22 protein-coding genes are annotated in these 26832 nt (G+C 64.5%); 10 read left to right on the top strand and 12 right to left on the bottom strand.

Translation table 11 applies throughout. The annotated features are described in order from the left end of the window. Positions 1-48: 48 nt before the first annotated feature. Positions 49-4212 (bottom strand): VCBS domain-containing protein, encoded by a 4164-nt coding sequence (locus tag BraRD5C2_RS24810; RefSeq protein WP_223972456.1) that lies wholly within the window; start codon positions 4210-4212, stop codon positions 49-51. Positions 4213-4806: 594 nt separating this feature from the next. Here BraRD5C2_RS24810 and BraRD5C2_RS24805 point away from each other — a divergent pair. Next, complete coding sequence (locus tag BraRD5C2_RS24805; RefSeq protein WP_223972454.1) at positions 4807-5559, top strand: transglutaminase-like cysteine peptidase; 753 nt, start codon at positions 4807-4809, stop codon at positions 5557-5559. Between the two features lie 137 nt (positions 5560-5696). Here the strand turns inward: BraRD5C2_RS24805 and BraRD5C2_RS24800 are convergent, their stop codons facing one another. From BraRD5C2_RS24800 to BraRD5C2_RS24775, 6 genes are all read right to left on the bottom strand, one after another. Continuing rightward, entirely contained in the window at positions 5697-6896 is a 1200-nt protein-coding gene (locus BraRD5C2_RS24800) for an ABC transporter substrate-binding protein (protein WP_223972452.1), read from the bottom strand. Positions 6897-6974: 78 nt separating this feature from the next. Then, positions 6975-8813 carry an AMP-dependent synthetase/ligase gene (locus tag BraRD5C2_RS24795; protein WP_223972450.1) on the bottom strand — a complete coding sequence of 613 codons (1839 nt, stop codon included), beginning with the start codon at positions 8811-8813 and terminating at the stop codon, positions 6975-6977. A 158-nt stretch (positions 8814-8971) separates the two neighbouring features. Next, positions 8972-9751, bottom strand: a complete 780-nt coding sequence (locus tag BraRD5C2_RS24790; protein ID WP_223972448.1) for an ABC transporter ATP-binding protein — start codon at positions 9749-9751, stop codon at positions 8972-8974. A 10-nt stretch (positions 9752-9761) separates the two neighbouring features. Further along, on the bottom strand, positions 9762-10520 hold the full coding sequence (locus BraRD5C2_RS24785; RefSeq protein ID WP_223972445.1) for an ABC transporter ATP-binding protein: 759 nt from the start codon (positions 10518-10520) through the stop codon (positions 9762-9764). Continuing rightward, positions 10517-11668 (bottom strand): branched-chain amino acid ABC transporter permease, encoded by a 1152-nt coding sequence (locus tag BraRD5C2_RS24780; RefSeq protein ID WP_223972443.1) that lies wholly within the window; start codon positions 11666-11668, stop codon positions 10517-10519. The genes BraRD5C2_RS24785 and BraRD5C2_RS24780 overlap by 4 nt, the downstream gene beginning before the upstream one ends. 10 nt (positions 11669-11678) lie before the next feature. Beyond that, positions 11679-12554: a branched-chain amino acid ABC transporter permease gene (locus BraRD5C2_RS24775; protein ID WP_050423026.1), complete on the bottom strand. Its 876-nt coding sequence runs from the start codon at positions 12552-12554 to the stop codon at positions 11679-11681. Between the two features lie 294 nt (positions 12555-12848). Between BraRD5C2_RS24775 and BraRD5C2_RS24770 the strand changes: the two genes are divergently transcribed. Together BraRD5C2_RS24770 and BraRD5C2_RS24765 are read left to right on the top strand one after the other, a co-directional pair. Beyond that, positions 12849-13601, top strand: coding sequence for an ABC transporter ATP-binding protein (locus tag BraRD5C2_RS24770; protein WP_097670958.1), 753 nt, complete (start codon positions 12849-12851; stop codon positions 13599-13601). Beyond that, positions 13598-15115 (top strand): permease, encoded by a 1518-nt coding sequence (locus BraRD5C2_RS24765; RefSeq protein ID WP_223972441.1) that lies wholly within the window; start codon positions 13598-13600, stop codon positions 15113-15115. The genes BraRD5C2_RS24770 and BraRD5C2_RS24765 overlap by 4 nt, the downstream gene beginning before the upstream one ends. Here the strand turns inward: BraRD5C2_RS24765 and BraRD5C2_RS24760 are convergent. Further along, the gene (locus tag BraRD5C2_RS24760) at positions 15112-16050 is read right to left on the bottom strand and encodes an alpha/beta fold hydrolase (protein WP_223972439.1); all 939 of its coding nucleotides are present in this window, start codon (positions 16048-16050) and stop codon (positions 15112-15114) included. The genes BraRD5C2_RS24765 and BraRD5C2_RS24760 overlap by 4 nt on opposite strands. Positions 16051-16224: 174 nt before the next feature. On the opposite strand from BraRD5C2_RS24760, the gene BraRD5C2_RS24755 reads away from it, so the two are divergent. From BraRD5C2_RS24755 to BraRD5C2_RS24745, 3 genes are read left to right on the top strand one after another with little or no spacing between them, the layout of a single operon-like run. Further along, on the top strand, positions 16225-17040 hold the full coding sequence (locus BraRD5C2_RS24755; RefSeq protein ID WP_223972437.1) for an MBL fold metallo-hydrolase: 816 nt from the start codon (positions 16225-16227) through the stop codon (positions 17038-17040). Positions 17041-17084: 44 nt separating this feature from the next. Beyond that, on the top strand, positions 17085-18134 hold the full coding sequence (locus BraRD5C2_RS24750; RefSeq protein WP_223972434.1) for an amidohydrolase family protein: 1050 nt from the start codon (positions 17085-17087) through the stop codon (positions 18132-18134). Positions 18135-18145: 11 nt separating this feature from the next. Then, positions 18146-19078, top strand: a complete 933-nt coding sequence (locus tag BraRD5C2_RS24745) for a GNAT family N-acetyltransferase (protein ID WP_223972425.1) — start codon at positions 18146-18148, stop codon at positions 19076-19078. A gap of 207 nt (positions 19079-19285) precedes the next feature. Here BraRD5C2_RS24745 and BraRD5C2_RS24740 read toward each other — a convergent pair whose 3' ends face one another. From BraRD5C2_RS24740 to BraRD5C2_RS24730, 3 genes are all read right to left on the bottom strand, one after another. Beyond that, positions 19286-20542, bottom strand: coding sequence for an aminopeptidase (locus tag BraRD5C2_RS24740; protein WP_223972423.1), 1257 nt, complete (start codon positions 20540-20542; stop codon positions 19286-19288). A gap of 119 nt (positions 20543-20661) precedes the next feature. Then, positions 20662-22023, bottom strand: coding sequence for a class-II fumarase/aspartase family protein (locus BraRD5C2_RS24735; protein WP_223972421.1), 1362 nt, complete (start codon positions 22021-22023; stop codon positions 20662-20664). Positions 22024-22083: 60 nt separating this feature from the next. Then, a complete protein-coding gene (locus BraRD5C2_RS24730; RefSeq protein ID WP_223972413.1) occupies positions 22084-22473 on the bottom strand; it encodes a carboxymuconolactone decarboxylase family protein in 390 nt (129 codons plus the stop codon). A gap of 138 nt (positions 22474-22611) precedes the next feature. On the opposite strand from BraRD5C2_RS24730, the gene BraRD5C2_RS24725 reads away from it, so the two are divergent. The 4 genes from BraRD5C2_RS24725 to BraRD5C2_RS24710 are packed head-to-tail and all read left to right on the top strand — an operon-like array spanning position 22612 to position 26217. After that, on the top strand, positions 22612-23571 hold the full coding sequence (locus BraRD5C2_RS24725) for a Bug family tripartite tricarboxylate transporter substrate binding protein (RefSeq protein ID WP_223972411.1): 960 nt from the start codon (positions 22612-22614) through the stop codon (positions 23569-23571). 19 nt (positions 23572-23590) lie between these two features. After that, positions 23591-24478 (top strand): NAD(P)-dependent oxidoreductase, encoded by an 888-nt coding sequence (locus BraRD5C2_RS24720; RefSeq protein ID WP_223972409.1) that lies wholly within the window; start codon positions 23591-23593, stop codon positions 24476-24478. Beyond that, entirely contained in the window at positions 24475-25455 is a 981-nt protein-coding gene (locus BraRD5C2_RS24715; RefSeq protein ID WP_223972407.1) for a Gfo/Idh/MocA family protein, read from the top strand. Before BraRD5C2_RS24720 ends, BraRD5C2_RS24715 begins: the two co-directional genes overlap by 4 nt. A 6-nt stretch (positions 25456-25461) precedes the next feature. After that, complete coding sequence (locus BraRD5C2_RS24710; protein WP_223972405.1) at positions 25462-26217, top strand: GntR family transcriptional regulator; 756 nt, start codon at positions 25462-25464, stop codon at positions 26215-26217. 121 nt (positions 26218-26338) lie between these two features. Here BraRD5C2_RS24710 and BraRD5C2_RS24705 read toward each other — a convergent pair whose 3' ends face one another. Then, entirely contained in the window at positions 26339-26566 is a 228-nt protein-coding gene (locus tag BraRD5C2_RS24705; RefSeq protein WP_223972403.1) for a hypothetical protein, read from the bottom strand. Positions 26567-26832 lie beyond the last annotated feature (266 nt).

The following is a 26832-nucleotide window of genomic DNA, read 5'->3' as shown; positions in this document are numbered from 1 at the left end:
TGCGCAATGCAGGATCCAGCCGGCCTTTTCTGGAGGCCGGCGCGCCCATCACGTATAATGAATGATGAAGTCGCTCTGATGCAAACTCGCCTTCGAGACATTGTGCAGCGTGATCGTGTCTGCACTGTCGACCGTGATCAGCGTATCCGCCGAATTGGTCGGCGACGTTGCCACATGCTGATCGAACCAACTGCTGAAGGTGCTTGTCGAGACGACCGTGGACAGGTCGATCTGGTCCTGGCCCGGCGTAAAGTTCAGGATCGTGTCGTGATTGAAGTTCGGTGCAAACACGAACTTGTCCTGAGAGCCCGATCCGAAAAACACGTCCTTGTCGCCGGTCCCCGTCAGCGTCACCGGCTGAGACGGATTTTGCTGGACGTTGAAGATCAGGTTGACCGTATCGCTCGCGCCGTTGCCGTCGGTCACGGAGAGCGCGATCTTGTCGGTCGCCGGCGGGGTCTCGCCCGGGTTGTAGACGAGGCCCGGCGACCCGAGCGCGGTGTTGATATCCGGGAGATGGCCGAGCAGCGCAGGCGGCGCGACGCTGCTGCCCGAACCGGGGTTCGTCGCGGCCGCCAGGGTGAAGTTCTCGTTGGCGCCGGCATCGACATCCGTGACGGTCAGGCCGGAGATCGTTTCGGTCCCGTCAGGATTGTTGGTGATACTGATGTTGTCGGCGTGGATCACCGGCGCGTCGTTGGCGCCGACGACATCGACCGTCAGCGTCGCAGTCCCGGTCGCGCCATGCGCATCGATGGTCTCGACGGTGAACGTGTCGGCATAGCTGCCCTTGGCCAGCGCATTGATCGCGGCAGCGTCGGGAACGTAGCTGTAGGTTCCGTCCGGGTTGACCGTGAGCGAGCCGTAGAGGCCCGCGATCGACGAGTTGACCGCGACGTGGTCCGAATTGAGGGCCGCATAGGTCAGCGTCGCGGTCTCGCCATCGTCGACGTCATGGCCGTGCAGCGCGCCGGTGAGCGGGCTGAACGTGTCATTGGCAGCGGTATCGGTGAGCGGGCCGGCATTGACATCGGCCAGCGTCGGCGCGTCGTTGGCGCCGGTGATGGTGATCGTCACGGGCGCGGTGATGACGCCGCCGTGATGGTCGTCGATCTGGATCGTGTAGGTCAGCGTCAGCGACTCGCCGACAGCGAGATAGTCGAAATTCTGGTCCGCGGCCGAGAAGGCCCAGGCCTGCGATCCGTTCACATGGCCGGTCGAATCCGTCAGCGTGCCCAGCGACAGCCAGGTCAGGATCATGGACTGGTCCTCGGGCAGGCCGGCGGTCGCCCCGGATTCGGCCACGCCGGTGATGGATACGGCGTGAGTATCGCTGAGATCGACATCGGCAAATCCCACCACGCCCGATGCGACGTCCGGCTTGGATGAACCCGTCGTGTCGGGCTGCTCGGGAATGGTGGCGGACTGCGGCGCCGACGTCACGGTCGGCGCGTCGTTGGCGCCGGTGATGGTGATCGTCACCGGTTGGCTGATCACGCCGCCATGATGGTCGTCGATCTTGACTGTGTAGGTCAGCGTCAGCGACTCGCCGACGGCGAGATAGTCGAAATTCTGGTCCGCGACCGAGAAGGTCCAGGCTTGCGATCCATTCACATGGCCGGTCGAATCCGTCAGCGTGCCCAGCGAGAGCCAGTTCAGGACCGTGGACTCGTCCTCAGGCAGGCCGGTGGTCGTTCCGGACTCCGCCACGCCGGTGACGGACACCGTATGAGCGTCGCTGAGATCGACATCGGCAAACGCCACCACGCCTTGGGCGACGTCCGGCTTGGTCGAGCCGGTCTCGCCGATCGCCTCGGGGACCGAGGTGGTCGACGGTTCCGATGTGAACGTCGGGGTGTCGTTGGTGCCCGTGATGGTGATCGTGACGGGCTGGGTGACGACGCCGCCATGGTGGTCGTCGACCTGGATCAGGTAGGTCAGCGTCAGCTTCTCGCCAGCCGCCAGATAGTCGAAATTCTTGTCGGCGGCCGAGAACGTCCAGACATTGGATCCGCTGACGCCGCCGGTCGTATCCTTCAGCGTGCCCAGCGACAGCCAGCTCAGGATCGTCGCCTGATCGGGCAGCCCGGTGGTCACGCCCGTTTCGGTGACACCGGCCACGGTGATGCTGTGGGTGTCGCTGAGATCGGCATCAGTGAAGGTCACGGTGCCGGACGCGGTATCCGGATTCACCGAACCGGTTACACCTTCGGCCTCGGTGATGGCCGCCGCCTGGGTCGGCGAGGTGATCACCGGCCTGTCGTCGGTGCCGACGATCGTGATCGTGACGGGGACGGTGACGACGCCGCCATGATGGTCATCGATCTGGATCGTGTAGATCAGCGTCAGCGTCTCGCCGGTGGCGAGATAATCGAAACTCTTGTCGGCGGCCGAGAACGTCCAGGAGCGCGATCCCGTCATGCCGTCGGTCGAATCGGTCAGCGCGCCCAGCGACAGCCAGCTCAGCAAGGTGGCCTGGTTGGGAATTCCGCCAGTGAAGCCGGTCGCGGTAACGCCGGTGATGGCGACCGTGTGCGTGTCGGTCAAATCCGCATCGGTAAACGTCACCGTGCCGTGCGCCGTATCGGGCGCGGCGGAATTCGTCGTCCATGGCAATTCTGTGATCGAACCGACCTGCGCCGCCGACGTAACAACCGGCGTGTCGTTGGTGCCGGTGATCGTGATGGTGATGGTCTTGAATGCGGTCTCGTTGCTCAGCGCGTAGTTGTTATCGACGCGCACCATATAGGTGAGCGTCAGCGTTTCGCCGGCGGCGAGGAAGTCGAAGGCGCCGTCAGCAAGGCTGTAAGTCCAGGTCGCCGAACCGATGTTGTTGTTCAGCGGATTGGGGTCGAGCAGCACCGGGACCTCGACGGCCGCGATGGCCGCCTGTTCCGCCGCCGTCAGCGACGAGGTGACGTCGTGGCCGCCGGCGTCGTGGTAGCTGAACGTGCTGAAGTTGATCGTTGCAGTCGGCTTGTCGCCGAGATTGACGTCCACCCAGGTGATCTGGCCGGTCACCGTGTCGGGCAGCGCGCTATGGGTCTGTCCGGTCTGCTCGGTGAACGCCGCATTCTGCGTCACGACATGCGGCGGCCCGGCGATGTGGTCGGACTTGATGGGCGCGGCCTGCGATGCGGGATTGTTGGTCAACCCCAGCAGAAAGCTGATCGGCACGATCGCCTCGCCGGTCGCGAGTTTCAGGCCGAACGTGACCGGGACGACGCTGTCCGTGAAGTTCGTCGTGAGCTTGGTGTTGGGATTCGAATTGTCGGTGAACTTCAGCGCGAAGACGTCGGAGATCAGCTTCTGGGCATCGGTCGACAGTTGCGCCGACGAGACGAAGCTGACGCTGCCCTGGCCGTTGACGATGGTCTGGGTACCGGCCTGATCGACGGTCGCGATCGGATTGAGCGTCGTCTTGTCGAACAGGATGTAGGAGCCGGTGGTGCCGTCGGGCTCGACCAGCACCTGGAATTTGGCCGGCGGCACGCCACCCGAGCCCTGTACGTCGAAATCGATCTCGACCAGCACGGCGGTGCCGCGGATGCCCATGGTCGCGACCGGCGTATCGACCTTCATGTCGCCATGCTTGGCGGTGGCGCCGGCAACGAACGAGATCGTGCCCGAGACGAGGCTCATCAGCGACGAGTTGCTCGACCCGTTCGGGTCGTAGATCATCTCGTTCAGCACCATCTTGGCATTCGGTCCGAGACCGAACACGGTGCCGTCGATGAAGGTGATGCCGAGCGTCGAGTCACTGCCGGACTGCACCACGTCACCCTTGTTGACGTTGTCGCCCTGGTTCAGGACAACAGCGACACCATTGCGGATCGCGGTGGCGCTGCCCGTCAGCTTGGTGACATGGCCGATGACCTTTGCCGGTTCCACCACGCCGCCGGCCTGGGCATATTGGGTGTGGCCGGTGAGCGCGCTGACGATCTCGCCGGTGAGATGCGCACCTTCAGGCGACGCCAGTGCGGCGTGTTTCTCGCCCTTGAAGTAGTCGCGCAGGACGAGTTCCCGGTCGTCCTTCGAGATGACGAGATCGAGCCCGGTCCGCTTGAAGTCGCCGGTGAACAGCAATTGCCCGTCGTCGACGGTGATCGCGCCGGGCGGCGCGTGCGTGGACACGCTGTCGACATGCACCGATCCGCGGGCATAAGCGTCCACGTTCGGCAAATGGCCGTCGAATTTCTCGACAAAGTTCACTGCGGATCACCGCACGAAGGTTAATATTGGTAGATTATCCGAATGATTACGCGTGCATATCATCGGATAAAGCTTCGCGAAACCATCCTGTGCTTTCGCAAGGTGCTCTGATTGCGCGGTTTGAGTGGGTGTGACTTGGCTCACTCTTACATGAGTCGTGTATTTCCGACTCGCCTGACGGTACCATGAGATGGGATTGAAACCAAGATGGGTACTGAGCCACGTATTCGTGGTATTCACTGGCATTTCTCTACTTGCCTTTATTTCCCCGCGGCCCCGAGAGGGCATCTGACCCCAATTTTCCGGCCAAAGCTGTGACTTGGCTTACAAATCGCAGCTATCCCGCGCGCGGACCGGCCGGGTTAACCAGAAAGCAAGTGTGAGGCGTTTCGCGGTGGAAAAAGGTTCGCCGGTCCGTTTCACAAACCGGTAAAGTTTTCGGGACCCGGCGCACGCGCCCTTTAGCCTCCTGTCCGGTTTCCCCACATCTTAAGTCGATTCGAAGGGATCGTTGGCCATGCTGCCGGCATGAAACGATCCGGTCGCGTGCGCGGTGCAGTATCCACCCGTCGATGAGCGGACAGGGGGTGTCACATGGGTAACTCGCTTCGTTCGCTTGCGCTGCGCGCCGTCATGCTGGGCTTCGGCCTGGCGCTGGCCGCGCCGATCGCCGAGCTCAATGCCGCCTCGGTGCTTTCGCCCGGCCCGGCGACCCTCCTCAGAAAGTCGACCGAGCCGTTCGGCCTAGCGACCAGCCTGCTTGCCGACGGCGGCCTGCGCGACAAATGGCTCGGCGTGCGGCGCCAGCTTGCCGACGAACTGGTGCAGCTCGCAGCCTGCGAGAGCGACCGTGCGGAATGTGCGTCGCCGGAGGCGCTGCGGTTCCTGGCAATCGTCGACGCCGGACGCGCGCGCAGCGGCCGCGCCCGTCTCGGCGAGATCAACCGCGCGATCAACCTGGCGATCCGCCCGGGCAGCGATCTCGCGACTTATGGCGAGCCCGACGTCTGGGCCACGCCGCTCGCCACGTTCGCCCGCGGCAGCGGCGATTGCGAGGATTATGCGATCGCGAAATTCGTGGCGCTCGGCAAGGCCGGCGTCGCGCCGGAAGATTTGCGCATCGTCGTCATGCATGACCTGCTCGGTGACGAGGATCATGCCGTGGTCGCGGCGCGGCTCGACGGCCACTGGCTCACGCTCGACAACCGCCGCATGGCGATGATCGAGGATGCCGACATCAGGCGTTTTCGGCCGACCTTCGTGATCGACCAGAACGGCGTCAGCCGTTATGTCGACGCTCCGCTCGTCACCGAGGCCGCGTGGTGGCCGGCCGCGGGAGTGAACTGACGCGCTCGACTGCCGATCATGGCATGAGCCGCTGCCACAACGTCATTGCGAGAAGCGAAGCGACGAAGCAATCCACGTTTCCTTCGCGGAGCTATGGATTGCTTCGCTACGCTCGCAATGACGGAGTGCCAGACCGCTCAGAACATCAAATTGTCCTTGACCAGCACCCAGCGGCCGCCCTTGACCTGCTGCACCTGGGTGATGGTGTTGGCGAGATGATCGGTCTTGGAGAACTTGGTCGGCGGCGAGCTGAAGATGTCGAGGAACTTGTCGCCTGACTCCAGCGCGTCCAGCATCTTCTGGCCGGTGAGATCCTTGCCCGCCTTTTGCGCGTAGAAGGCGAAGGTCATCACCGCGTTGTAGCCGATGATCGCCTGCGTGTTGGCCTCGCTGTTGAACATCTTCTTGTAGTTGACCAGCCAGTCCTTCACCTTGCCCTTGGCGGTGTCCTCGTAGGGAATCTCGAAACCCGACGCGGCGTAGAGGCCCTCGACCGCTTCCTTGCCGAGCGCCGGCACTTCGAGCACGTTGGTCGGGGTGGCGCCGAGGAAGGTCACGTCCCAGCCGAGCTTCTTCGCCTCGTTCATCGCGCCGATGGTCTCGCGGATCACGGTGCCGAGCACGACGAGATCGCAGCCGTCGGACTTCATCTTGGCGACCTGCGCCGAGAAGTCGGAGGCGCCGCGCTTGTAGCTCGTGATCGAGGCGGGTTGCACCTTCATCGCGCCGAGCTGCTGGGTGAAGCCGTCGAGCACGTTCTTACCGTACTCGTCGTCCTGGTGCATGATGCAGGGCTTCTTGAAGTTCTTCCACTCCATCATGTATTTGATCGCGGCGCGCGTGCTCTCGACATAGGGCAGCAGGTTGTTGAACTTCAGCCGCTCCTGCGGCTTGGCGGGATCGAACTTGAAGGTAAATTCGGCGGCGGTCAGCGGGAACAACTGCAGCACGCCGGCATCGAACAGGATGTCCTGCGCGGCGAGCACGGTCGGCGAGCCCATCGGGCCGATCATGGCGAAGACCTTGTCGCGCTCGACCATCTTCTGCGAGGCCAGCACGGCCTTCTTCGGGTCGTAGCCGTTGTCCTCCAGGATCATCTTGATCTTGCGGCCGTTGATGCCGCCGCTGGCGTTGATTTCCTCAACCGCCATCTTCATGCCGTTGGACACCGGAACGCCCCAGACCTTGATCGGGCCGGACAGGTCTTGATGCGTTCCGATCACGATCTCGGTCGGCGAGATGCCTTCATTGGTGACCTTGGTCTGGGCTGCGGCCGGCAGACAGGTCAGCGCCAGAGCGCTCACCGCAAGGCCCAGCGCCTTCAGCGATTTCGACATTGCAGTCTCCTCCTCACATGGCCCATGTTGGGCGAAGGGTCGGGCCTGCTCGCTCCCTCGCCAATTCCATACCTCCGCTTACGCCACCGCCCGCGCGCCATACATGGCGTCGATCTCGGCCGCGTAGCGCTTGTTCACAAAACTGCGCTTCAGCTTCATGGTCGGTGTCAGCTCCTCGTCTTCGGGCGTGAGCTGGCGCTCGATCAAATAGAATCTCTTGATGGTCTCGACGCGCGCGAACTTGATATTGACCGCCTCGATCTCGCGCTGGATCAGGTCCTGGATCTCGCGGGCACGGCACAGGCTCGCGTAGTTGGTGAAGGGGATGTCCTGGTCCTGGGCGTATTTCTCGACATTCTCCTGATCGATCATGATCAGGCAGGTGAGATACGGCCGCTTGTCGCCGATCACGACCGCATCGGAGACGTAAGGCGAGAATTTCAGCTGGTTCTCGATCTCCGACGGCGTAATGTTCTTGCCGCCGGAGGTGATGATGATGTCCTTCATCCGATCGGTGATCTTCACATAGCCTTCATTGTCGATCGCACCGACGTCGCCGGTGTGCAGCCAGCCTTTCGCGTCGATCGTCTCGGCAGTCTTCTCCGGTTGGTTGAGATAGCCCATGAACAGGAAGTCGCCCTTGATCAGGATCTCGCCCTTCGGGCAGATCATGACCTCGCCCCAGGGCGCGGCCTTGCCGACCGAGCCGAGCTTGATGCGCTCCGCCGGCATCATGGTCGCGACGCCGCAATTCTCGGTCTGGCCATAGACCTCGCGCATGTCGATGCCGAGCGCGAGATACCAGCGGATCAGATCCGGCGAGATCGGCGCCGCGCCGGTCAGTGCGATCCGGCAGCGGTCGAGCCCGAGCATGCGGCGGATGTTGCGGAACACCAGCCAGTAGGCGGCGCGGTTGGCGAGCCGCAGCGACAGCGGCGGCGTCTCGCCCTCCAGCCTGCACTCGGTCATCCGATTGCCGATCGCAAGCGCGCGGGCGTACATCCAGTTCTGGAACGGGGTCGCGTCCTTCAGCGCGATGGTGATGCCGGAATAGAACTTCTCCCAGATCCTGGGCACCGCAAGGAATGCAGTCGGCTGCACCTCGCGCAGATTATCCGGCACCGTCTCCGGGCTCTCGGCAAAATTCATCACCGAACCCAGCGCGAGCGAGATGTAGTAGCCACCGACCCGCTCGGCGACATGGCAGAGCGGCAGGAACACCAGCCGCTCCTCGCTGTCGGTCGAAGGATAGAGATCGTTGGCGTGGCGCATCTGGTGCGTGACGCTGCGGTTGGAATGCATCGCGCCCTTGGGCGGGCCCGTGGTGCCTGAGGTGTAGACCAGGATCGCGAGATCGGAGGCGGTGCGGCTGCCGGTCATCTCATCCCACAAGGCATCATTGCCCCGCGCATGATTGCGGCCGAGCGCCGTGAATTCGGCGAGCGACAGCACCATCGGATCGGAGAATCCGGAGAGGCCCTCCATGTCGAACACGACGATTTTTTCCAGCGTCGGACAGCGCGACCGGCAGGTCAGCACCTTGTCGAGCTGCTCCTCGTCCTCAACGAACATCACCCGCGTCCGGGAATCATTGACCAGGTATTCGACCTGCGCCGCCGAATCGGTCGGATAGATGCCAGAGGACACGCCGCCGGCGCACAGGATGCCCATGTCGGCATAAACCCATTCCGGCACCGCGTTGGCGATGATCGAGGCGACGTCGCCGGGGCGGAAGCCGGTCGCATGCAGGCCGAAGGCGATGTCCTTGGAGATCTGCAGCCATTCGCGCCAGCTGGTCGGTTGCCAGATGCCGAACTTCTTCTCGCGGATCGCGGGCCGGTCGCCACGCGTCTGCACCGCGAGCAGAAAGCTCCTCGCGATCGTGTCGGCAACCGTCAGCACCGCTGGTCCTGCCATGCGCGCTCCCTCCTCTGCCGCTTGCCTCATCCGCCGGCTCGAAGGCCGGTCTTGTTCGCGAAGCAGGCCCGAAATCTAGCTCCAACTCGCTCTCAGCGCCAAACCTTCCTCGGCCAACTTTAGTCGACGCCAACCTTCGTCTGCGGCAGCCTTACCTCTCAGCGCCACGTCTTCTTCTTTTTCCAGCGCCGCTCGCCCCGCGCGCCGGCTTCCTTGGCGCCGAGGTAGAACTCCTGGATATCGGGCGAATTCAACAGCCGTTCGCAGGTGTCGTTCATGACGACGCGGCCGATCTCCAGTACATAGCCGTAATGCGCCGTCTCCAGCGCAATCTTGGCATTCTGCTCGACCAGCAGGATCGACATGCCCTGTTCCTCATTGACACGGCGGATGATGGTGAAGATCTCCTTCACCAGGATCGGCGACAGTCCAAGCGACGGCTCGTCCAGCAGCAGCAAGGTCGGCCGGTTCATCAGCGCCCGCCCGATCGCAAGCATCTGCTGCTCGCCGCCCGAAAGCTGTCCGGCCGGCTGGCCGAGCCGCTCCTTCAGCCGTGGAAAATAGCCGTAGACGCGTTCGAGGTCCTGCGCCACACCGTCGCGGTCCTTGCGCAGAAAGGCGCCCATCATCAGGTTTTCACGCACCGACAGGAACGGAAACACCTCGCGTCCCTCCGGCACGTGGCTGAGGCCGAGCCGCACAATCCGGTCGGCCTCCATGCGCTGGATCGGCTTGCCCAGGAATTCGATCGACCCTTTCTGCGGATCGAGGATGCCGGAGATCGTCTTCAGCACCGTGGTCTTGCCGGCGCCGTTGGCACCGAGCAGCGTCACGATCCGGCCGCGCTGCACCTCGAGGCTGATGCCGCGGATCGCCATGATCGGCCCGTAATAGCTCTCGATGTTGGAGAGTTTCAGGATGATGTCTGCTGCGCTCATGGCATCATCCTCATGCGCCGAGATATGCTGCGACGACGTCGGGATGGTGCTGCACCTCGGACGGCGAGCCCATCGCCAGCACGCGGCCGTAGTTCAGCGCGATGACGCGGTCGGAGACCCGGTTGACCAGCGTCATGTCGTGCTCGACCATCAAGACCGTGATGCCGAGCTCGCTCTTCATGTCGCGGATCCAGAACGACATGTCGTCGGTCTCCTCGACGTTGAGGCCGGACGACGGCTCGTCGAGCAGGATCAGCTTCGGTTCCGAGCAAAGCGCGCGCGCCAGCTCGATCACCTTGCGCACGCCGTAAGGCAGTCCCGAGATCAGCTTGTCGCGATACGGTTCGAGATCGAGGAATTCGATCACCTGCTCGACCCGGCGGCGATGCGCCTTCTCGCCGGCGCGGACGCTCGGCAGGAACAAGAGCTCCTGCCACAGCTGGGTGGTGGAATGGCGATGCCGTCCGACCAGGAGGTTGCTCAGCACAGTGGCATTCTCGAACAGCTCGATGTTCTGGAAGGTCCGCGCGATGCCGAGCTTGGCGATGTCGTAGGCCGGCTGCTGGGTGATGTCCTGATCCTCGAAGAAGATCCTTCCCGAGGTCGGCGGATAGATCCGCGAAATCAGGTTGAAGATCGAGCTCTTGCCGGCGCCGTTGGGCCCGATGATCGAGAGAATCTCGCCCTTCTCGACCGCGAAGCTGACGGCATCGACCGCCTTGAGGCCGCCGAAATGCAGGGACAGGTTCTCGGCGCGGAAATAGCTCATCGGTTCCGCTCCGATTTCACGTAGATCTTCTGCCACTTGAAGGTCGCGCGCTTGTAGAGCGGGAACAGCTGGAAGAAGAGCTTGATCTTGAGCCAGCGGCCGTAGAGTCCGAGCGGTTCAAAGAGCACGAACACGACGATGATGACGCCGTAGATCGCGCCCTTCAGCCCGTTGGCGGAGGCGAAGGCCGCGACCGCATCCTGGATGTGGCCTGCGCGTTCCGTGCCGGCGCCGAGCGTGGCGGCGACGCCGGCGATCACGCCGGGCATGTCGTCCTTCAGGTAGGTCAGGAACGGATCGATCATGACCAGGAAGATCGCACCCAGCACCGCGCCATGCAGGCTGAAGGTGCCGCCGATCAGGATCACGATGATGAACTCGATCGAGAGCTGTAGCGTGAACATCTCCGGCGAGATGAAGGAGAGCTTATGGGCGAACAGCACGCCGGCGAAGCCGGTGATCGCCGCCGAGATCGCGAACGACTTCACCTTGTAGAGCGCGACGTTGATGCCCATGCTGCGCGCCGCGGTCTCGCTGTCGCGGATCGCGACAAAGGCCCGCCCGGTCGGCGAGCGCAGCAGGTTGAGCGTGCCGACGATGGTCAGCACCAGCACCGCGAGACACAGATAGTAGAAGGTCGGGCCGTCGCGCGACACCGTGGTGCCAAGCAGCTGAATGGTCTTGACCCGCATGCCCTCATTGCCGCGAGTCACGCTTTCCCAGCGCGCGAGGATTTCCTCGACGATGAAGGCAAACGAAATCGTGGCGATCACCAGATAGATGCCCTGCAGCCGCAGCGCCGGAAATCCGACCAGCGCACCGACTACGCCGGTCAACAGCCCCGCCGCGAGGAAATAGACCGGAAACGGCACGTTGAATTGCTGCAGATAGGCCGCCGTGTAGGCACCGATCGCCAGAAACGCGGCATGGCCGAGCGAGGCCTGTCCGGTGAAGCCGGTCAGGATCAAGAGCCCGACGCCGACGGTCGCATAGATGCAGACGAAGACCAGCTGGCTCATCAGATAGCTTGAGAGCACGTGGGGCGCGATCAGCAACACCGCCAGCAGCAGGCCGTAGGAATAGATATAGCCGGAATGCGGAAACAACCTGATGTCGTCTTCATAGTCGGTCTTGAAGAGAAACCGCATGTGTTACCCCTCAAACCTTCTTGCGGACATGAAGGCCGAACAGGCCCTCGGGCTTGAGCAGCAGCACCGCGAGCAGCACGATGTAGGGCGCGACGTCCTTCCATCCCTGCGGCAGATAGAAGCCGGCCATGCTCTCGATCACGCCGATCAGGACGCCGCCGACCACCGCACCCGGAATCGAGCCGAAGCCACCGAGCACCGCGGCCGGAAACGCCTTCAGCCCCAACACCAGGCCGACATTGGAATGGATGAAAGTGATCGGCGCCAGCAGCACGCCGGCGCAGGTCGCCACCGCCGCCGAGATCGCCCAGACGATCGAGACCACGCGCTTGACCGGGATGCCCATGTAATAGGCAGCCAGCATGTTCTCGGAGCTGGCACGCATCGCGGTGCCGAGCGTGGTGCGGTTGAAGAACAGATAGAGCAGCGCGCACAGGATGATGGTCGCCGCGATCACCGACAATTTGTCATAGGCGAGCACCAGGCTGCCGATCCTCAGGACGCCCTGGCTGAACGGCGTTTCGATCTTGAAGTCGTCGGTGCCCCAGATCATGCCGGCAACCGAGCGCAGGAAATAGCCGAGCCCGATCGTCGCCATGATGATGGAGAACTGCGGATAACCGAGGATCGGCCGCACCACGACTCGCTCGGCCAGCATGCCGAACAGCGCCATGCAGATCACCGCGCCGGCGAAGCCGACCCAGTAATTCAGTCCGAGCATGCCGATGAAGGTGAAGGCGAAAAAGCCGCCCAGCATCATCAAATCGCCTTGCGCGAAATTGACGACCTCGGTCGCCTTGTAGACCAGCACGAAGCCGAGCGCGATCAGGCCGTAAACGCAGCCGAGCGCGATGCCGCTGACGAGCTGCTGAACAAAGTCCAGCATCGTTCCCTCCCCGATGCCCGGCGATTCTTATCAGATCGCTCGTCGCATCCCGCCTTCACGCCCTTGTGTCGGAAGCGCTGAAAGCTGCCTATGTCCGCTCCGATTGAGCCAAAAGGCCCGATCCCTGTCAACAAACCGCTGATCCGGCTGTATCATCACATTTGCGGAGATATGCCGCAGCACGGACTAATACGGATATCGCGGTCGATTTGCCCCGTGCGATTCACTGCACCGAAACGGTTTTTGTCCAAGCTTGCGCAACCGACGAGCGAACTCCCGGATCGCCAACGCACCATGACTTCGGAACTGTCTGCACTCGCTGTGCGAGGGTTAACCAAGCGTTTTGACCGCCCGGCGGTCGACGCGCTCGATCTCACCGTCCGTGTCGGTGAATTCTATGCGCTGCTCGGGCCGAACGGAGCCGGCAAGACCACGACGCTGCGCATGGTGGCAGGGCTGTTGCGGCCCGATGCCGGCTCGGTGTCGATCCTCGGCATCGATGCGCTGGCCGACCCGGTCTCAGCCAAGCAGATCATGGCCTGGGTGTCCGACGAGCCGATGATCTACGACAAGCTGACGCCGCTCGAATATCTCGAATTCGTCGCTGGCCTGTGGGGCATCGATCCCCGCACGTCGGAGAAGTCGGCGCGCAATCTCCTGGTATCGCTCGGGCTGGAGCCGCATCTCAACGAGCGCTGCGAAGGCTTCTCCAAGGGCATGCGCCAGAAGGTGGCGCTCGCCGGCGCGCTGGTGCACGATCCCCGCCTCATCATTCTCGATGAACCGCTGACCGGCCTCGACGCGCTGTCGGCGCGTCACGTCAAGGGACTGTTGCAGGAGCGCGTCCGCGCCGGCTGCACCGTGATCATGACCACCCACATTCTCGAAGTCGCCGAGCGCATGGCCGACCGCATCGGCGTCATCGCGGCCGGCAGGCTGATCGCCGAGGGCACGCTGGCCGAGTTGCGCGAGCAGAACGGCCGCAACGACACCACCCTCGAGGACATGTTCATCGCGCTTGTCGATACCGAGGCGGCCGCCGCGTGAGCTCGACCGCCCATCTCACCTGGTTCGCCCGCCACGAATTCCGCCTCGCCTGGCGCGAATGGCTGGCGATGATGACCGGCGGCCGGCGCCGGCGCAATCGCGCCGTGATCGGCCTCTTGATCTTCGCGGCGATCCTGCATCTGCCGGCCTATGCCGTGGTTGCCCGCTATGTCGACCTGCGGTTTCCGCTCGATCCGTCCTCGCTGATCGTGCTGACCGCGACGATCTTCCTGTCCTGGGCGCTGATGCTCTCGCAGGCGATCGAGTCGGTGACGCGGGTGTTCTACGCCCGCGCCGATCTCGATTTGATCATGTCGTCGCCGGCGAAGCTCACCAACATCTTCTCGATCCGGATCGCCGCAATCGCGATGACGGTGAGCAGCATGGCGCTCCTGCTGTCGACGCCGTTCATCGACGTGCTGGTGTATCTCGGCGGCGCACGCTGGCTTGCCGGCTTCGGCGTCGTCCTTGCGATCGGGCTGTCGGCGGCTGCCGCGGCGATCGCCGTCACCGCGCTGCTGTTTCGCCTGATCGGGCCGGGCCGGACGCGGCTGGTGGCACAGATCGTCTCCGCCGTCATCGGCGCCGGCTTCGTCATCGCGCTGCAGGTCGTCGCCGTGCTGTCCTACGGCACGCTGTCGCGCTTTGCCTTTCTGACGTCGGAGACAGCGGCACGCATTGCCCCGGCGCCCGACAGCCTCGTCTGGTGGCCGGCGCGCGCATCGCTCGGCGATGTCGACATCATGCTGCTGCTGCTCGCCACCGCGCTCGTGCTGCTCGGCATCGTGATGGCGGTGTTCGCGCCGCGGTTTGCCGACACCGTCGCACGCGTCGCCGCCAATCCAGCTGCGGTCACGCAGGGACGGGCACGCGCGTTCCGGAGCGGCTCGCGGCAGCAGGCGCTGCGGCGCAAGGAATTGTTGCTGCTGCGCCGCGATCCGTGGCTGCTGTCGCAGAGCCTGATGCAGATGCTCTATCTGCTGCCGCCGGCGCTGATGCTGTGGCGCAGCTTCTCCGGGACGTCGACCGCGATCGTGCTGATCACGCCTGTCATCGTGATGGCCGCGGGCCAGCTCGCCGGTGGGCTGGCGTGGCTGACCATCTCGGGCGAAGACGCGCCCGATCTGGTGGCGACTGCGCCGCTGCCGCCGTCGCGTGTGACCCGCGCCAAGGTCGAGGTCGTCCTGCTTGCGATCGCTGCGGTTTTCGCGCCGCTGGTGGTCGCGCTGGCGTTCGCCTCGCCGGGGCAGGCCGTGGTGACGGCGATCGCGATCGTCATCGCGACCGCATCCGCCGCCGCGGTCCAGCTCTGGTTCCGCGCGCAGGCCAAGCGCAGCCAGTTCCGCCGGCGCCAGACCTCCTCCCGCATCGCCACCTTCGCGGAAGCCTTCTCCTCGATCGGCTGGGCCGCAACTGCCGCACTAGCCCTGACGATCCCGATGGCCGCGCTCGTCAGCGGTATTCTGACGCTGCTGACGCTTGCGACAGCTTGGAAGATCAGCCCGCGGCGCTAACCCTTCATCACCTCCATCACCGTCGCAGCAAATGCCTCCGGCGCTTCCTGCGGCAGATTGTGGCCGGCGCCCGGGATCACCCGATAGGCGCGGCGGGCGGTGTACCTGGCCGCACTGGCGCTGCCGTCGGCGGCAGCCGTAACCCCGTCATCGGCCCCGTCGAGCGTAATGGTGGGGACCGTGATCACCGGCAGCGCGTCCAGCCGCCGCTGAATGTCGGTGTACTGCGGATCTCCAGCTACAACGCCGTAGCGATGCCGGTAACTGTGGATCACGACGTCGACATAATCAGGATTGTCGAATGCAACTGCAGTCCGCTCGAAGCAGGCGTCATCGAACGCCCAGCTCGGCGACCATTGCGACCACAATAGCTTCGCGATGCCGCGCCGGTCGGCGGCGAGCCCGGCGCGCCCCCGCTCGAGCTGGAAGTAATACTGATACCACAGCGGCACCTCGCGCTCCGGCCGCGCCGGCACCATCGCATGTGCGATGTCCTGGATCATGTAACCGTTGGTGCAGACCAGCCCGATGCATCGTTCCGGCCACAGCGCCGCACCGATCGAGGCGGCGCGGCCGCCCCAGTCATAGCCAGCGAATACCGCGCGCCTGATGCCGAGCGCATCCATCAGCGCCATCAGGTCGGCGCCGATCGCCGCCTGCTCGCCCGAGCGCGGCGTCGCCTTGTCGCGGAACACCGTCGGTCCGTAGCCGCGCAGATAGGGCACGATGACCCGGCAACCCTGCGCCGCCAGCAGTGGGGCGACATCCACATAGGAATGGATGTCGTAGGGAAAGCCGTGCATCAGCAGCACCGCCGGCCCGTCCGCCGGACCCGCCTCGTAATAAGCGATGTCGAGCACGCCTGCGTCGACATGGCGCAGCGGCTCGAGCCGCCTGGTGGATGATGCGCGCGGCGCGGAGCTATTGTCAGTCACGCAGAACTCCCTGATCGCTGTGATCTGCGCGACATGGTAGCGCGTCCCGCCGCAAGAATCGCCCGGATCGTATTGCAGCCAACGCCATGGAGCGATGCGCCCGCCTCATCATGACGACACGCCGATTGCGCGATAGTGTGACGCCGGCGGATATCGCCGGAGACGGAACAGCTCATGCTGAGATTGCTTGCCGCGCTCGCTTTGCTGGGATCATTGACCAGTCACGCCCTGGCGCAGGACGCCCCGCGCAGCGAATGCCTGGCGATGGCCAATGCACCACCACGCGCCGTCCCGGTGAACTACCGGCGCGTCGCGGCCAAAGCGGATGAGGTCGCGATCACCTATGCCGGCCATTCCACCTATTACATCGATACGCCCGGCGGCATCAGGATCGCGACCGACTACAACGGCGTCTATCAAACCGGGCGGTTGCCCGACGTAGTGACCATGAACCGGGCGCATGCGACGCATTACACGCTGTTTCCCGACCCGAAAATTCCCCACGTGCTGCATGGCTGGGGCGAGAACGGCCAGGCCGCGCATTACGGGATGCGGATCGGCGACGTCTATATCCGCAACGTCACCACCGACATCCGCCGCTATTGGGGCGAAGACTCCGGCGGCGAGATGATCAAGGACGGCAACTCGATCTTCATCTTCGAGGTCGCCGGCCTCTGCATCGGCCATCTCGGCCACCTCCACGTCAAGCTCGACGACAGCCATTTCGCGGCGATCGGCCGGCTCGACATCGTGATGGTGCCGATCGACGGCACCTATACGATGTCGCTCGACGGCATCTCCGAGATCACCAAGCGGCTGCGCTCAGCCGTCGTGCTGCCGATGCACCGCTTCGCGACCCCGCTCGACGAGTTCATGCGGCTGATCGGCCAGCAATTCGAGATCGACCGCCGCGGCGGCGAGCGCACCTTGCGGATTTCGCGCGACACGCTGCCGGCGACCCCGACGGTGATCATCCTCGACGGGGTGTGACGTCTCTTTTCAAGAAGAAGCAAAACCAGACGGGAGTGAAATCGATGACCAGTACCTTGCCGGCCTCTGCGAGCGGGCTCTATGCCAACCCGCGCGAAGACTGGCTCGCCCAATACACCGAGGAGATCATCGATCCCAGCAGGCCGATCGTCGATCCGCACCATCATCTCTGGGACCGCGGGGGGCTGCGCTACCTGATCGAGGAGATGCGCGACGACATCGCCTCGGGCCACAACATCGTGGCGACCGTCTATGTCGACTGCCGCTCGATGTACCGCGCCGACGGGCCGGAGGCGTTCCGCCCGGTCGGCGAGGTCGAGTTCGCCAACGGCGTCGCGGCGATGGCGGCGAGCGGCGGCTACGGCAAGGCCGCGATCTGCGCCGGCATCGTCAGCCATGTTAACCTTCTGATCGGCGATCAGGCCAAGGCGGTGCTGGAGGCGGAGATATCAGCCGGCAACGGCCGGTTCCGCGGCATCCGCCACTCCTCGGCCTGGGACGAGGACCCCAATGTCGCCCACATGTATGCCAACCGCCCGAAGGGCATCTTGCTGGATTCCACCTTTCGTAGGGGGTTCGCCTGCCTGGCGCCGCTCGGCCTCAGCTTCGATGCCTGGCTGTTCCACCCGCAGATCGGTGAGTTGACCGACCTCGCCCGCGCCTTTCCCGACACAAGGATCGTGCTCGACCATTGCGGCGGCCCGGTCGGCACCGGCCGCTTCGCCGGCAAGCGCGAGGAGACCTTCCCGGTCTGGAAGGCGTCGATCCAGGAGATCGCCAAATGCCCAAACGTCGTGGTCAAGCTCGGCGGGCTCGCGATGTGCCTGCTCGGCTACGACTTCCACCTCCGCCCGAGGCCACCCTCGTCGGAGGAACTCGCCGCCGCCTGGCGGCCCTATGTGGAGACCTGCATCGAGGCATTCGGCCCGAGCCGTTGCATGTTCGAGAGCAACTTCCCACCTGATAAGGGACAGTGCAGCTATCAGGTGATCTTCAACACCTTTAAACGGCTTGCATCACAATATAGCGAAGCCGAAAAGACGGCGTTGTTCTTGCAGACGGCAAAGGATGTCTATCGGCTCGATATCGGGTAAACTTGCGACTCATGGATGACAGCATCACCATCCGGCCGCTTCGTGAGGCTGATGCAGAAGCGGTGGTCGAACTCTACGCAAAGGCGGCTACGGTGGAACCGCGGCTGGGCCCTGTCACGCTGCCGCAGTGGGACCAGTTCCTGAAGCTGCCGCAGAACCGTGGCGGTCGCGACTTCCGCATTGCCGAGCGAAACGGCCGGCTGCTCGGCTTGGCCGAATCTTCGTTGCGCGATCAGGGCGCGCATCATTCCAGGTTCCTCAAGATCGTCGTCGCGCCCGAGATGCGGCGCCGCCGGATTGGCCTTGCGCTGTTCGACGACGTGCTTGCGATCGACACCGATCCCGATCTCACCGTCCAGACGTTGGTGAGCAGCGATTGGCCGGCGGGAATGGCCTTCGTCGCCGCCTTCGGCTTTGTTCATCTTGAGTCCGAGATCGGGATGAAATGCGTCGAGCCGCTGCAGCCGGCACGCACGCTCGCGGCGGCCCGCGCCACCATCGAGCAGGCCGGCGACGTCACCGCCTGCGCCGGCGAGGTCGCGCGCATCCATAACGCCGCCTATGCCTCGGACTCCGCCTTCCGACGGTATTCGCCGGAGGAGATGGCGCAGGTCCTGTCCGAGAGCGAAGTCTGGATCGCGTCGGAAGATGGCCAGATGTCGGGCTTCTGCCTGACCGAGCCGGAGCGGAACTCGATGTGGATCGAGTCGGTCGCCGTCGACCCGGCACGGCAAGGACGCGGGCTCGGCCAGCTGCTGGTCTACCGCGTGCTGGCCGCGCATGACGTGTCGGTCGAGCATCCCTGCTGGCTCAACGTCTCGAGCCGCAACGCCGCCGCGCTGAAAATCTATCGCCGGCTGGGTTTCAAGCCGCAGCACGAGACCTGCCGCTTCAGTGCGCCGCGTGGCGACCTGATCGCCGCGCGTGGGCGGCGGTTTCGCTAGCGCCCTGCAGCATTAGTCCCGTGGCGCAAATCTATCCTCGTCACCCTGAGGAGCCGCGAAGCGGCGTCTCGAAGGGTGGACGGCCACACTCTCGGTGGTAGAGAAGCAACGCGCGGACGCATCCGGGCCGTGCATCCTTCGAGACGCGGCCAAGTGGCCGCTCCTCAGGATGACGGAATTGAGCTGCGCAAGATGGGCTAGTCGCCTCTACGCCCACTCGCCCTTGCGGAACACCGGCACGCTGCGGCCGTCGGCATGGATGCCGTCGATGTCGGTGTGGGCGGAGCCGATCATCCAGTCGATATGGATCAGGCTCTTGTTGCCGCCCTGTTCGGCGATCTGCTGCGGCGTCAGCTTGTCGCCGTTGACGAAGCATTTCGAGTAGCATTGGCCGAGCGCGATGTGCGAGGCGGCGTTCTCGTCGAACAGCGTGTTGAAGAACAACAGCCCGCTCTTCGAGATCGGCGATGAGTGCGGCACCAGCGCGACCTCGCCGAGGCGGCGCGCGCCCTCGTCGGTGTCGAGCACCTTGTTCAGCACTTCCTCGCCGCGCGAGGCCTTGGCCTCGACGATGCGGCCGTCCTCGAACTTGACCGAGATATTGTCGATCAGCGTGCCCTGATAGGAGAGCGGCTTGGAGCTGACGACGTGGCCTGAGACGCGACGGCAGTGCGGCGTGGTGAAGACCTCCTCGGTCGGGATGTTGGCATTGCAGACAATGCCGTTCTTGGCGGTCGACGCGCCGCCTTCCCACTCATGGCCGTCGGCAAGCCCAATCGTGAGATCCATTCCGGGACCGGAATATTTCAGCGCATGGAAGCGCTGGCCGTTCAGCCATTCGGTGCGTTCGCGCAGCCTGGCATTGTGCTGTTCCCAGTTGGCGACGGCGCCGTCCTGATCGACCCGGGACGCAGAGAAGATCGCATCCGCGAGCTTGGCCACCGCGACATCCTCGGCATCATCGGGGAATACCTGCTTCGCCCAGGACGTGCTCGGATAGGCGATGATGTTCCAGTTGGTGTCGAAATTGACGATCTTCTGCAGCGCCGGCTGGTAGGCGATCGAATTGGCCTTGCTGGCGCGTGCCACCTTGGTCGGGTCTTCGCCCGACAGCAGCATCGGATTGTCGCCGACGATCGCGAGCCGCGCGGTGTTGGCACCGAACGCCTTCGCCATGCCCTCATAGAGCCAGCTCGCGGCACGATCGAAGCTCGCGTCGTTGGCGTAACGGTAGCGCGCCAGCGTGAGCTCCTCGTCCGAGAAGAACGGGGTCACCAGACCTGCGCCGGCTTTGTAAGCGTGCTCCGCCACCCGCCGCACCAACGGCATCGCCGCGGAAGGCGCCGTCAGCAGCAGATCCTGTCCCGGCTGCAGCTGCAGGCCGACCCTGATCGCGACTTCGGCGAGCCGATCGAGTTTGACAGGATCGATCGAGGCGGAAAGGTTGCGTTGATGTGCGGTCATGAAGCGTCCGGCCGTGTCGTTTGAGGGCTTTCAAGGATTCGTAGTCCAATTCGATCGGCGTTCGCAAGGTTCCCGCCCGCCGCGCCCGATCACGCGACGGCGAGCAATTGCGTCGAATTTTACCGCTTCACCGACGTCAGCACCCGGTCGACCATCTCGGGTGCGAGGCCGAGATAGTTTTTCGGCGCGGTGAGGCGGTCGATCGTCGCCCGATCGATTCGGCTTGCGACGCGATCATCCGCGGCCAGCGCCTCGGCCAGCGTCAGGCCCTTGTCGTTGGCGACCCGGCAGGCGTCGTAGACCACATCATGCGCGTCCTGCCGGCCGATCGCGGGCGCAAGGCCCATCATCACGGCTTCAGCCACAATGAGCCCGCGGCTGATGTCGAGATTGGCGGCCATCCGCTCTTTATCAACAATGAGGCCGCCAAGCGCGAACCTGGCCTGGTTCAGCGCGCCGGCGGTCAGCACGAAGCTTTCCGGGATCGCCATCCATTCGGCGTGCCACGGGCCGGTGGCACGTTCGAAATCCTGCACCATCGCATCCAGCATCAAACCTGCATGCTGGCGCACCGCCTTGGAAGCGGCGAGCATCAGCTCCGACGAGATCGGGTTGCGCTTCTGCGGCATGGTCGAGGACGCGCCGCGTCCCTTCACGAAGGGTTCGTAGACCTCGCCGAACTCGATCGAGGCCATGATCATGATGTCGAGCGCGATCTTGCCGAGCGTTCCCGTGACGAGCGCGAGGAAGTTCACCACTTCCGCCAGACCGTCGCGAGCGACATGCCAGGTGGAGACGGGAACGCCGAGGCTGAGTTCCTCGCACAGCGCCTGCTGGACCTCGAAGCCCTTGTCACCCAGCGAGGCCAGCGTGCCGGCGGCGCCGGCAAACTGGCCGACCAGCACGCGCGGCTTCAGCTCGGCCAGCCGCGCGGCGTGGCGATCGAAGGCGGCGAGCCAGATCCCGGTCTTGTAACCGAAGGTCACCGGCAGTGCCTGCTGCAGATGGGTGCGGCCGGCCATCGGCGTGTCGCGGTATTTCTTCGAGAGATCGGCGAGGATGCCGCGCAGCGCGGCGATATCGTCCTCGATGATCGCAAGGCCATCGCGCAGTTGCAGCACCACGGCGGTGTCCATGATGTCCTGCGTGGTGGCGCCCCAATGGACGTAGCGGCCGGCCTCGCCGCACTGCTTCGCCATCTGATGCACCAGCGGCAGGATCGGGTAGCCGACGATGTCGGTCTCTTGCCGCAGCAGGTCGAAATCGAACGCGGCGACGTCCGTGCGCTTTACGATCTCGGCGGCCGCTTCCGCAGGGATCACGCCGCAACGGGCTTCGGCCTTCGCCAGCGCCACTTCGACTTCGGCATAGCGCTGGAGCAGCCGCAGGTCGGAGAACACCTCGCGCATCGCGGGCGTGCCGAAGGCATCGCGAAACAGCACGGAATCGAGCACGGTGGTCGAAGTGGGGAAGCCGGACATGGACGCATCCTGTTGCCGTTCGCAGTCGGCAACGTCCCTATCACGCCGCAGGCCCGTGCCCTACCCCTCCGCGGGCGCCTCGCCGAACACCTCGGCTGCGATCTTGCTGGTCTCGATCGCGGCTGGAATGCCGCAATACATCGCGACCAGCAGCAGCACGTCCTGCACCTGCGCGGCGGTGCAGCCATTGGCCAGCGCGCCCTTGGCATGGACGCGGAACTCGGTCGGCTTGCTGCTCGCCGCTGTGATGCCGAGCATCACCAGGCTGCGGATCTGGTCGGAGAGCCCAGAGCGCTCCCAGACGTCCCCATAGACGTAGGCATTGATGATGTTTTGCAGCGGCGTGCCAAAATCGCCCGCGGCCGCCATCCGCTTGGCGACTTCGACCTCGCCGAACATCTTCTGGCGCCGGCGCAGCCCGCGGGCATGGAGATCGCTGGTGTCCACCATCGTCGTCTGGCTCCCCTGTATGGGCTATTTATACGGATAAATATGTCGTACCTCAATATTTCTATAGGCCTGATGCTTGCCATTCCGATGTATTTGTCCGTATAAATTTGCCCAAAAGCAGGGACGGAGGGGACCGGGATGAAGTTACGGCTGGGGCTGCTCGTCGTCCTGCTCGCTGTGCTTCCGGCCCTGCCGGCGCTTGCAGCGGACGATTTCCCGCAACGGCCAATCAAGATCATCGTGCCGTTTCCGGCCGGCGCCGGGCCCGACAATGTCGCGCGGCTGGTCGGCCAGCACCTCCAGGACGCGTTCGGCCAGACCGTGCTGATTGAGAACCGCGCCGGCGCACTCGGCAGCATCGGCGCCCAGGAAGTCGCCCGCAGCGCGCCCGACGGTTACACGCTGCTGATGGGCACCAACACCACCCATGCCAGCAACGTCGCGACCCTCAAGAGCCTGCCCTACGACCCGGTGAAGGATTTTGCGCCGGTGATCCGCACCACCACCACGGCAATGGTGCTGCTGGTCAACCCGAAGCTTGCGGCGAAGGACCTGCCGCAGTTCCTCAGCTACGCCAAGACCACGCCCAATCTGACCGGGGGCTACGGCTCCGGTGCGTCGCAAATCTCGATCGCGCAGTTGCAGTCGCGTGGCGGCCTGTCGCTTATCGCGGCGTCCTATCGCGGCGTGCCGCAGGCGATGACCGATGTGATGGCCGGCGTCATCGACCTCACCTTCGGCGATTTCTCGGTCGCGATCCCGCAGATGCAGGGCGGCACCTTGCGCGGGATCGCCGTGACGTCGGCGACCCGCAACGAGCTGACGCCCGGCCTGCCCGCGCTCTCGGAAGCGATGCCCGGCTTCGAGGCCACCATCTGGTACGGGCTGTTCGCACCGGCCGGGACGCCGGAACCGGTGGTCAACAAGATCTACGCCGAATGCGCCAAGTACCTCGCGATGCCGGAGACCAGGAAGAAGCTCGCCGATGTCGGCGTGATCGTGGCGCCGCTGGCGCCGGCCGAGTTCGGCGCCTTCGTCAAGAGCGAGGTCGTGCGCTGGTCGGCGGAGGTGAAGGCGGCCGGCATCCAGCCGCAATAGCGCGAAGCGGCGGCGCATCATGGCTCGCGAGACACCTGTCGGCATGATTGGCCTGGGCTTGATGGGATCGGCGCTTTCCGCGCGGCTGATCGATGCCGGCATCGGGGTGATCGGCTTCGACGTCGATGCCGCGAAGAGCGACGGCTTGCGGGCCAGCGGCGCCGGGTTCGCGGCCTTCGCCGCCGACGTGGCGGCGCGGTGCCGGACCATCGTGATTGCCGTGTACGACGCGGCCCAGGTCATGGGCCTGCTGCCGGACCTCGCCAACGCGACAGTGCCGCCGCTCGTGATCTGCACCACCACCTGCGCGCCGGGCGAAATCACGGCAATCGCCGAATTCGCCGCGCGCGTGCGCCTTGCCTTCATCGAAGCGCCGATCTCGGGCACCAGCGCCGAGGTCCGCGCGGGCACGGCCACCGCGCTGGTCGCCGGCGATGCCGACGTCATCGCCGCCGCCGCGGCGACGCTCGACATCCTCTGCCCGCAGCGGATCCGTGTCGGCGCGATCGGCCATGCAAGCCGCACCAAGCTTGCCATCAACCTGATCCTGCAGAACAACCGCGCCGCCTTGGCCGAAGGCATCGCCTTTGCCGAAAGCCTCGGCCTCGACGGCGCGAGCTTCCTTGCGACGGCGCGGCAATCGGCGGCATATTCCAGCGTGATGGACAGCAAGGGACCAAAGATGCTGGCGCGGGATTTCGCGCCGCAATCGCATATCGCGCAGACCCTGAAGGACGCCGAGCTGATCCTGCAGGAGGCCGGCCGGCACGGCCTGCCGTTGCCGCTGACCTCGGTGCAGGCCGAGCTGCTGCGCGCGGCGATCGCGCTGCAAGGCCCGGACAGCGACAGCGCCGCTGTCATCGAGGCGATCCGTGCCGGACGCGATATGGACAAGGACCTCTCATGATCAATTGTGCGATCGCGGGCCTCGGCCGCTGGGGCCGCGCGCTGGTCGAGGCCGCTCAGAGCGAGCCGCGGCTGCGGATCGTTCGCGCGGTGGAACCCGACACGAGCGGCGCCGCGGACTTCTGCGCGGCGCACGGTCTGTCCCCCGCGGCCAGCCTGGAGGCCGTGCTGGCCGAGCTCGATATCGATGCCGTGCTGCTCGCAACACCGCATTCGCTGCACCGGAACCAGGTGATCGCGGCAGCCAGAGCCGGTAAGCAGGTGTTTTGCGAGAAGCCGCTGGCGCTGAGGCGCAGCGATGCGGCCGAGATGTTCGTAGCCTGCCGCAACGCCGGCGTGCTGCTCGCGGTCGGGCATAACCGCCGGTTCTGGCCGTCGATGCAGGCGCTGCGCGCGATCACAGCCAGCGGCGAGCTCGGCACCATCCTGCATGTCGAGGGCCACAACAGCAACGAGAACTCCCTGGCCGTCACGCAGGGCTGGCGGCTGTCGCCGGAGGAATCGCCTGGCGGCGGGCTGACCGGCGCGGGGCTGCATGTGCTCGACGGCTTCGTCAGCCTCCTTGGTCCTGCCCGACAGGTTTATGCCCGGTTGAGTGAACGCGAGGCCGGGCCGCCGCCGCTCGACACTGCAACTTTAGCGATTGAATTTGTGAATGGCGTGAGTGCAACCCTTGCGACAATCCGCGCAACACCGTTCTATTGGCGCGTGCATGTGTTCGGGACGAAGGGATCCGCAGAGGTGCTCGACGAGGGGACGATGGTGCTACGGAAATCCGGCGAGGCACCGAAAACGACGCGCTATCCGGCGGTCAACACGCTCACCGCGGAACTTTCGGCCTTTGCCGACGCGGTCGAACGCAGACAGCCGTTCCCGGTGCCCGAAGCGGATGTGCTGGCGACGCTCGCCGCATTCGAGGCCGCGTTGCAGTCGATGCAGTCTGGACATCCGGTTGCCTGCCATACGGCATACCAGTGATGCGCCATGTCTGAACAACCGGAGAGGGCGAGATCGTCCCGCTACCGCGACATCGCCACCGGGCTGCAGAAGGACATCCGTCTCGGCGCCTACGCGGTCGGCAATCTGCTGCCAACCGAAACCGAGTTGATGGCGAGCTATCAGGCGAGCCGCCAGACCGTGCGCGAGGCGCTGCGCATCCTGATCGACCAGGGCCTGATCGTGCGCCGCGCCGGCCTCGGTTCGGTGGTGATCGCCTCCGAGCCACCGGTGCTGTTCACCCACAGCGTCAAGTCGCTCGGCGAGTGGCTGCGCTATTCCAACGAGACCTACCGCGACGTGGTCGGCAGCAGCGACATCGTCGCCGACCGCAAGCTCGCCGCGCTCCTGAAATGCGAGCCCGGCAAGAGCTGGTTCCTGATCGAGGCCGTGCGCCGCTCCGACCAGTTCGCCGCACCGCTCGGCTGGACCGAAATCTACGTACTGCGCCGATTCGCCGATGTCGTGACCCGCAGCGACCACGGCCGCACCCCGGTGCACGAGCAGATCGCCAAGATGTACGGCCAGGTCACCGAGCGCGCGCAGATGGAAATCTTCGTGCGGGGCATGCCGGCGCCGATCGCCAAGGCACTCGGCGTCAAGACCGGATCGCCGGCGCTCACCGTGGTACGCCGCTACTACGGCCTGCGCGAGGAACTGTTCGAGGTCACCATCACCACGCACCCGGAAGGGCGCTACACCTACACGATGGATATGCAGCGCTCGCTGCGGCCGAAGCTCTAGATTCTAGTTTTGACACGTTTTCTTCACGCGAACCGGTGTCCACTTCGCTCGAAAACGCTCTGGCTTTTGTGGAGACGCGTTGTCTTGACGCGAGGCGGAAACCGCTTCGCTTGAAATTGCGCTAGCGCGCCCGGGCCAGATGCGTGCTGCTGGCAGAGGTATGTGCCATCTGCGGGGTTCCGCTCACGCCCCAGACCACGACCGCGATCAGCGCGGCCGCCCAGACATATGGCACAGCATTCGGCTTCTTCATTTCCGAGATCATCCCCAGCGTCTCAGGTGCACCGACGAACCTTACAACCTCGGTCGTGAATCTCACGACCTCAATCGTCAGCGTCTCATCAGGCACCCGTCCTTCACAACGCTACTAAGGTTAGACCTTGTCGGTTTCGGGACGTCTTCGTGCGAATCCAGAAATGATTTCGTCGGAACCGGCTCCTCTCATCCGAATTGATGAGACCGAGGTCTCAACGGCCTCGGCCGCTTGCGACAAGGCCGGAGAATTTCCTGCTTAAAATTGAGTCAGTTGCACAACAAACATTCCAAAGCCCCCCCGCTGAATTCTTTTTGATTGTCCGCCGGACTCCGGCCGTGGCATGCCTGCGCCTGTGACAC

This window comes from Bradyrhizobium sp. RD5-C2, assembly GCF_019972155.1.
GTDB lineage: Bacteria > Pseudomonadota > Alphaproteobacteria > Rhizobiales > Xanthobacteraceae > Bradyrhizobium.
This window is presented reverse-complemented; position numbering and strand designations above follow the sequence as displayed.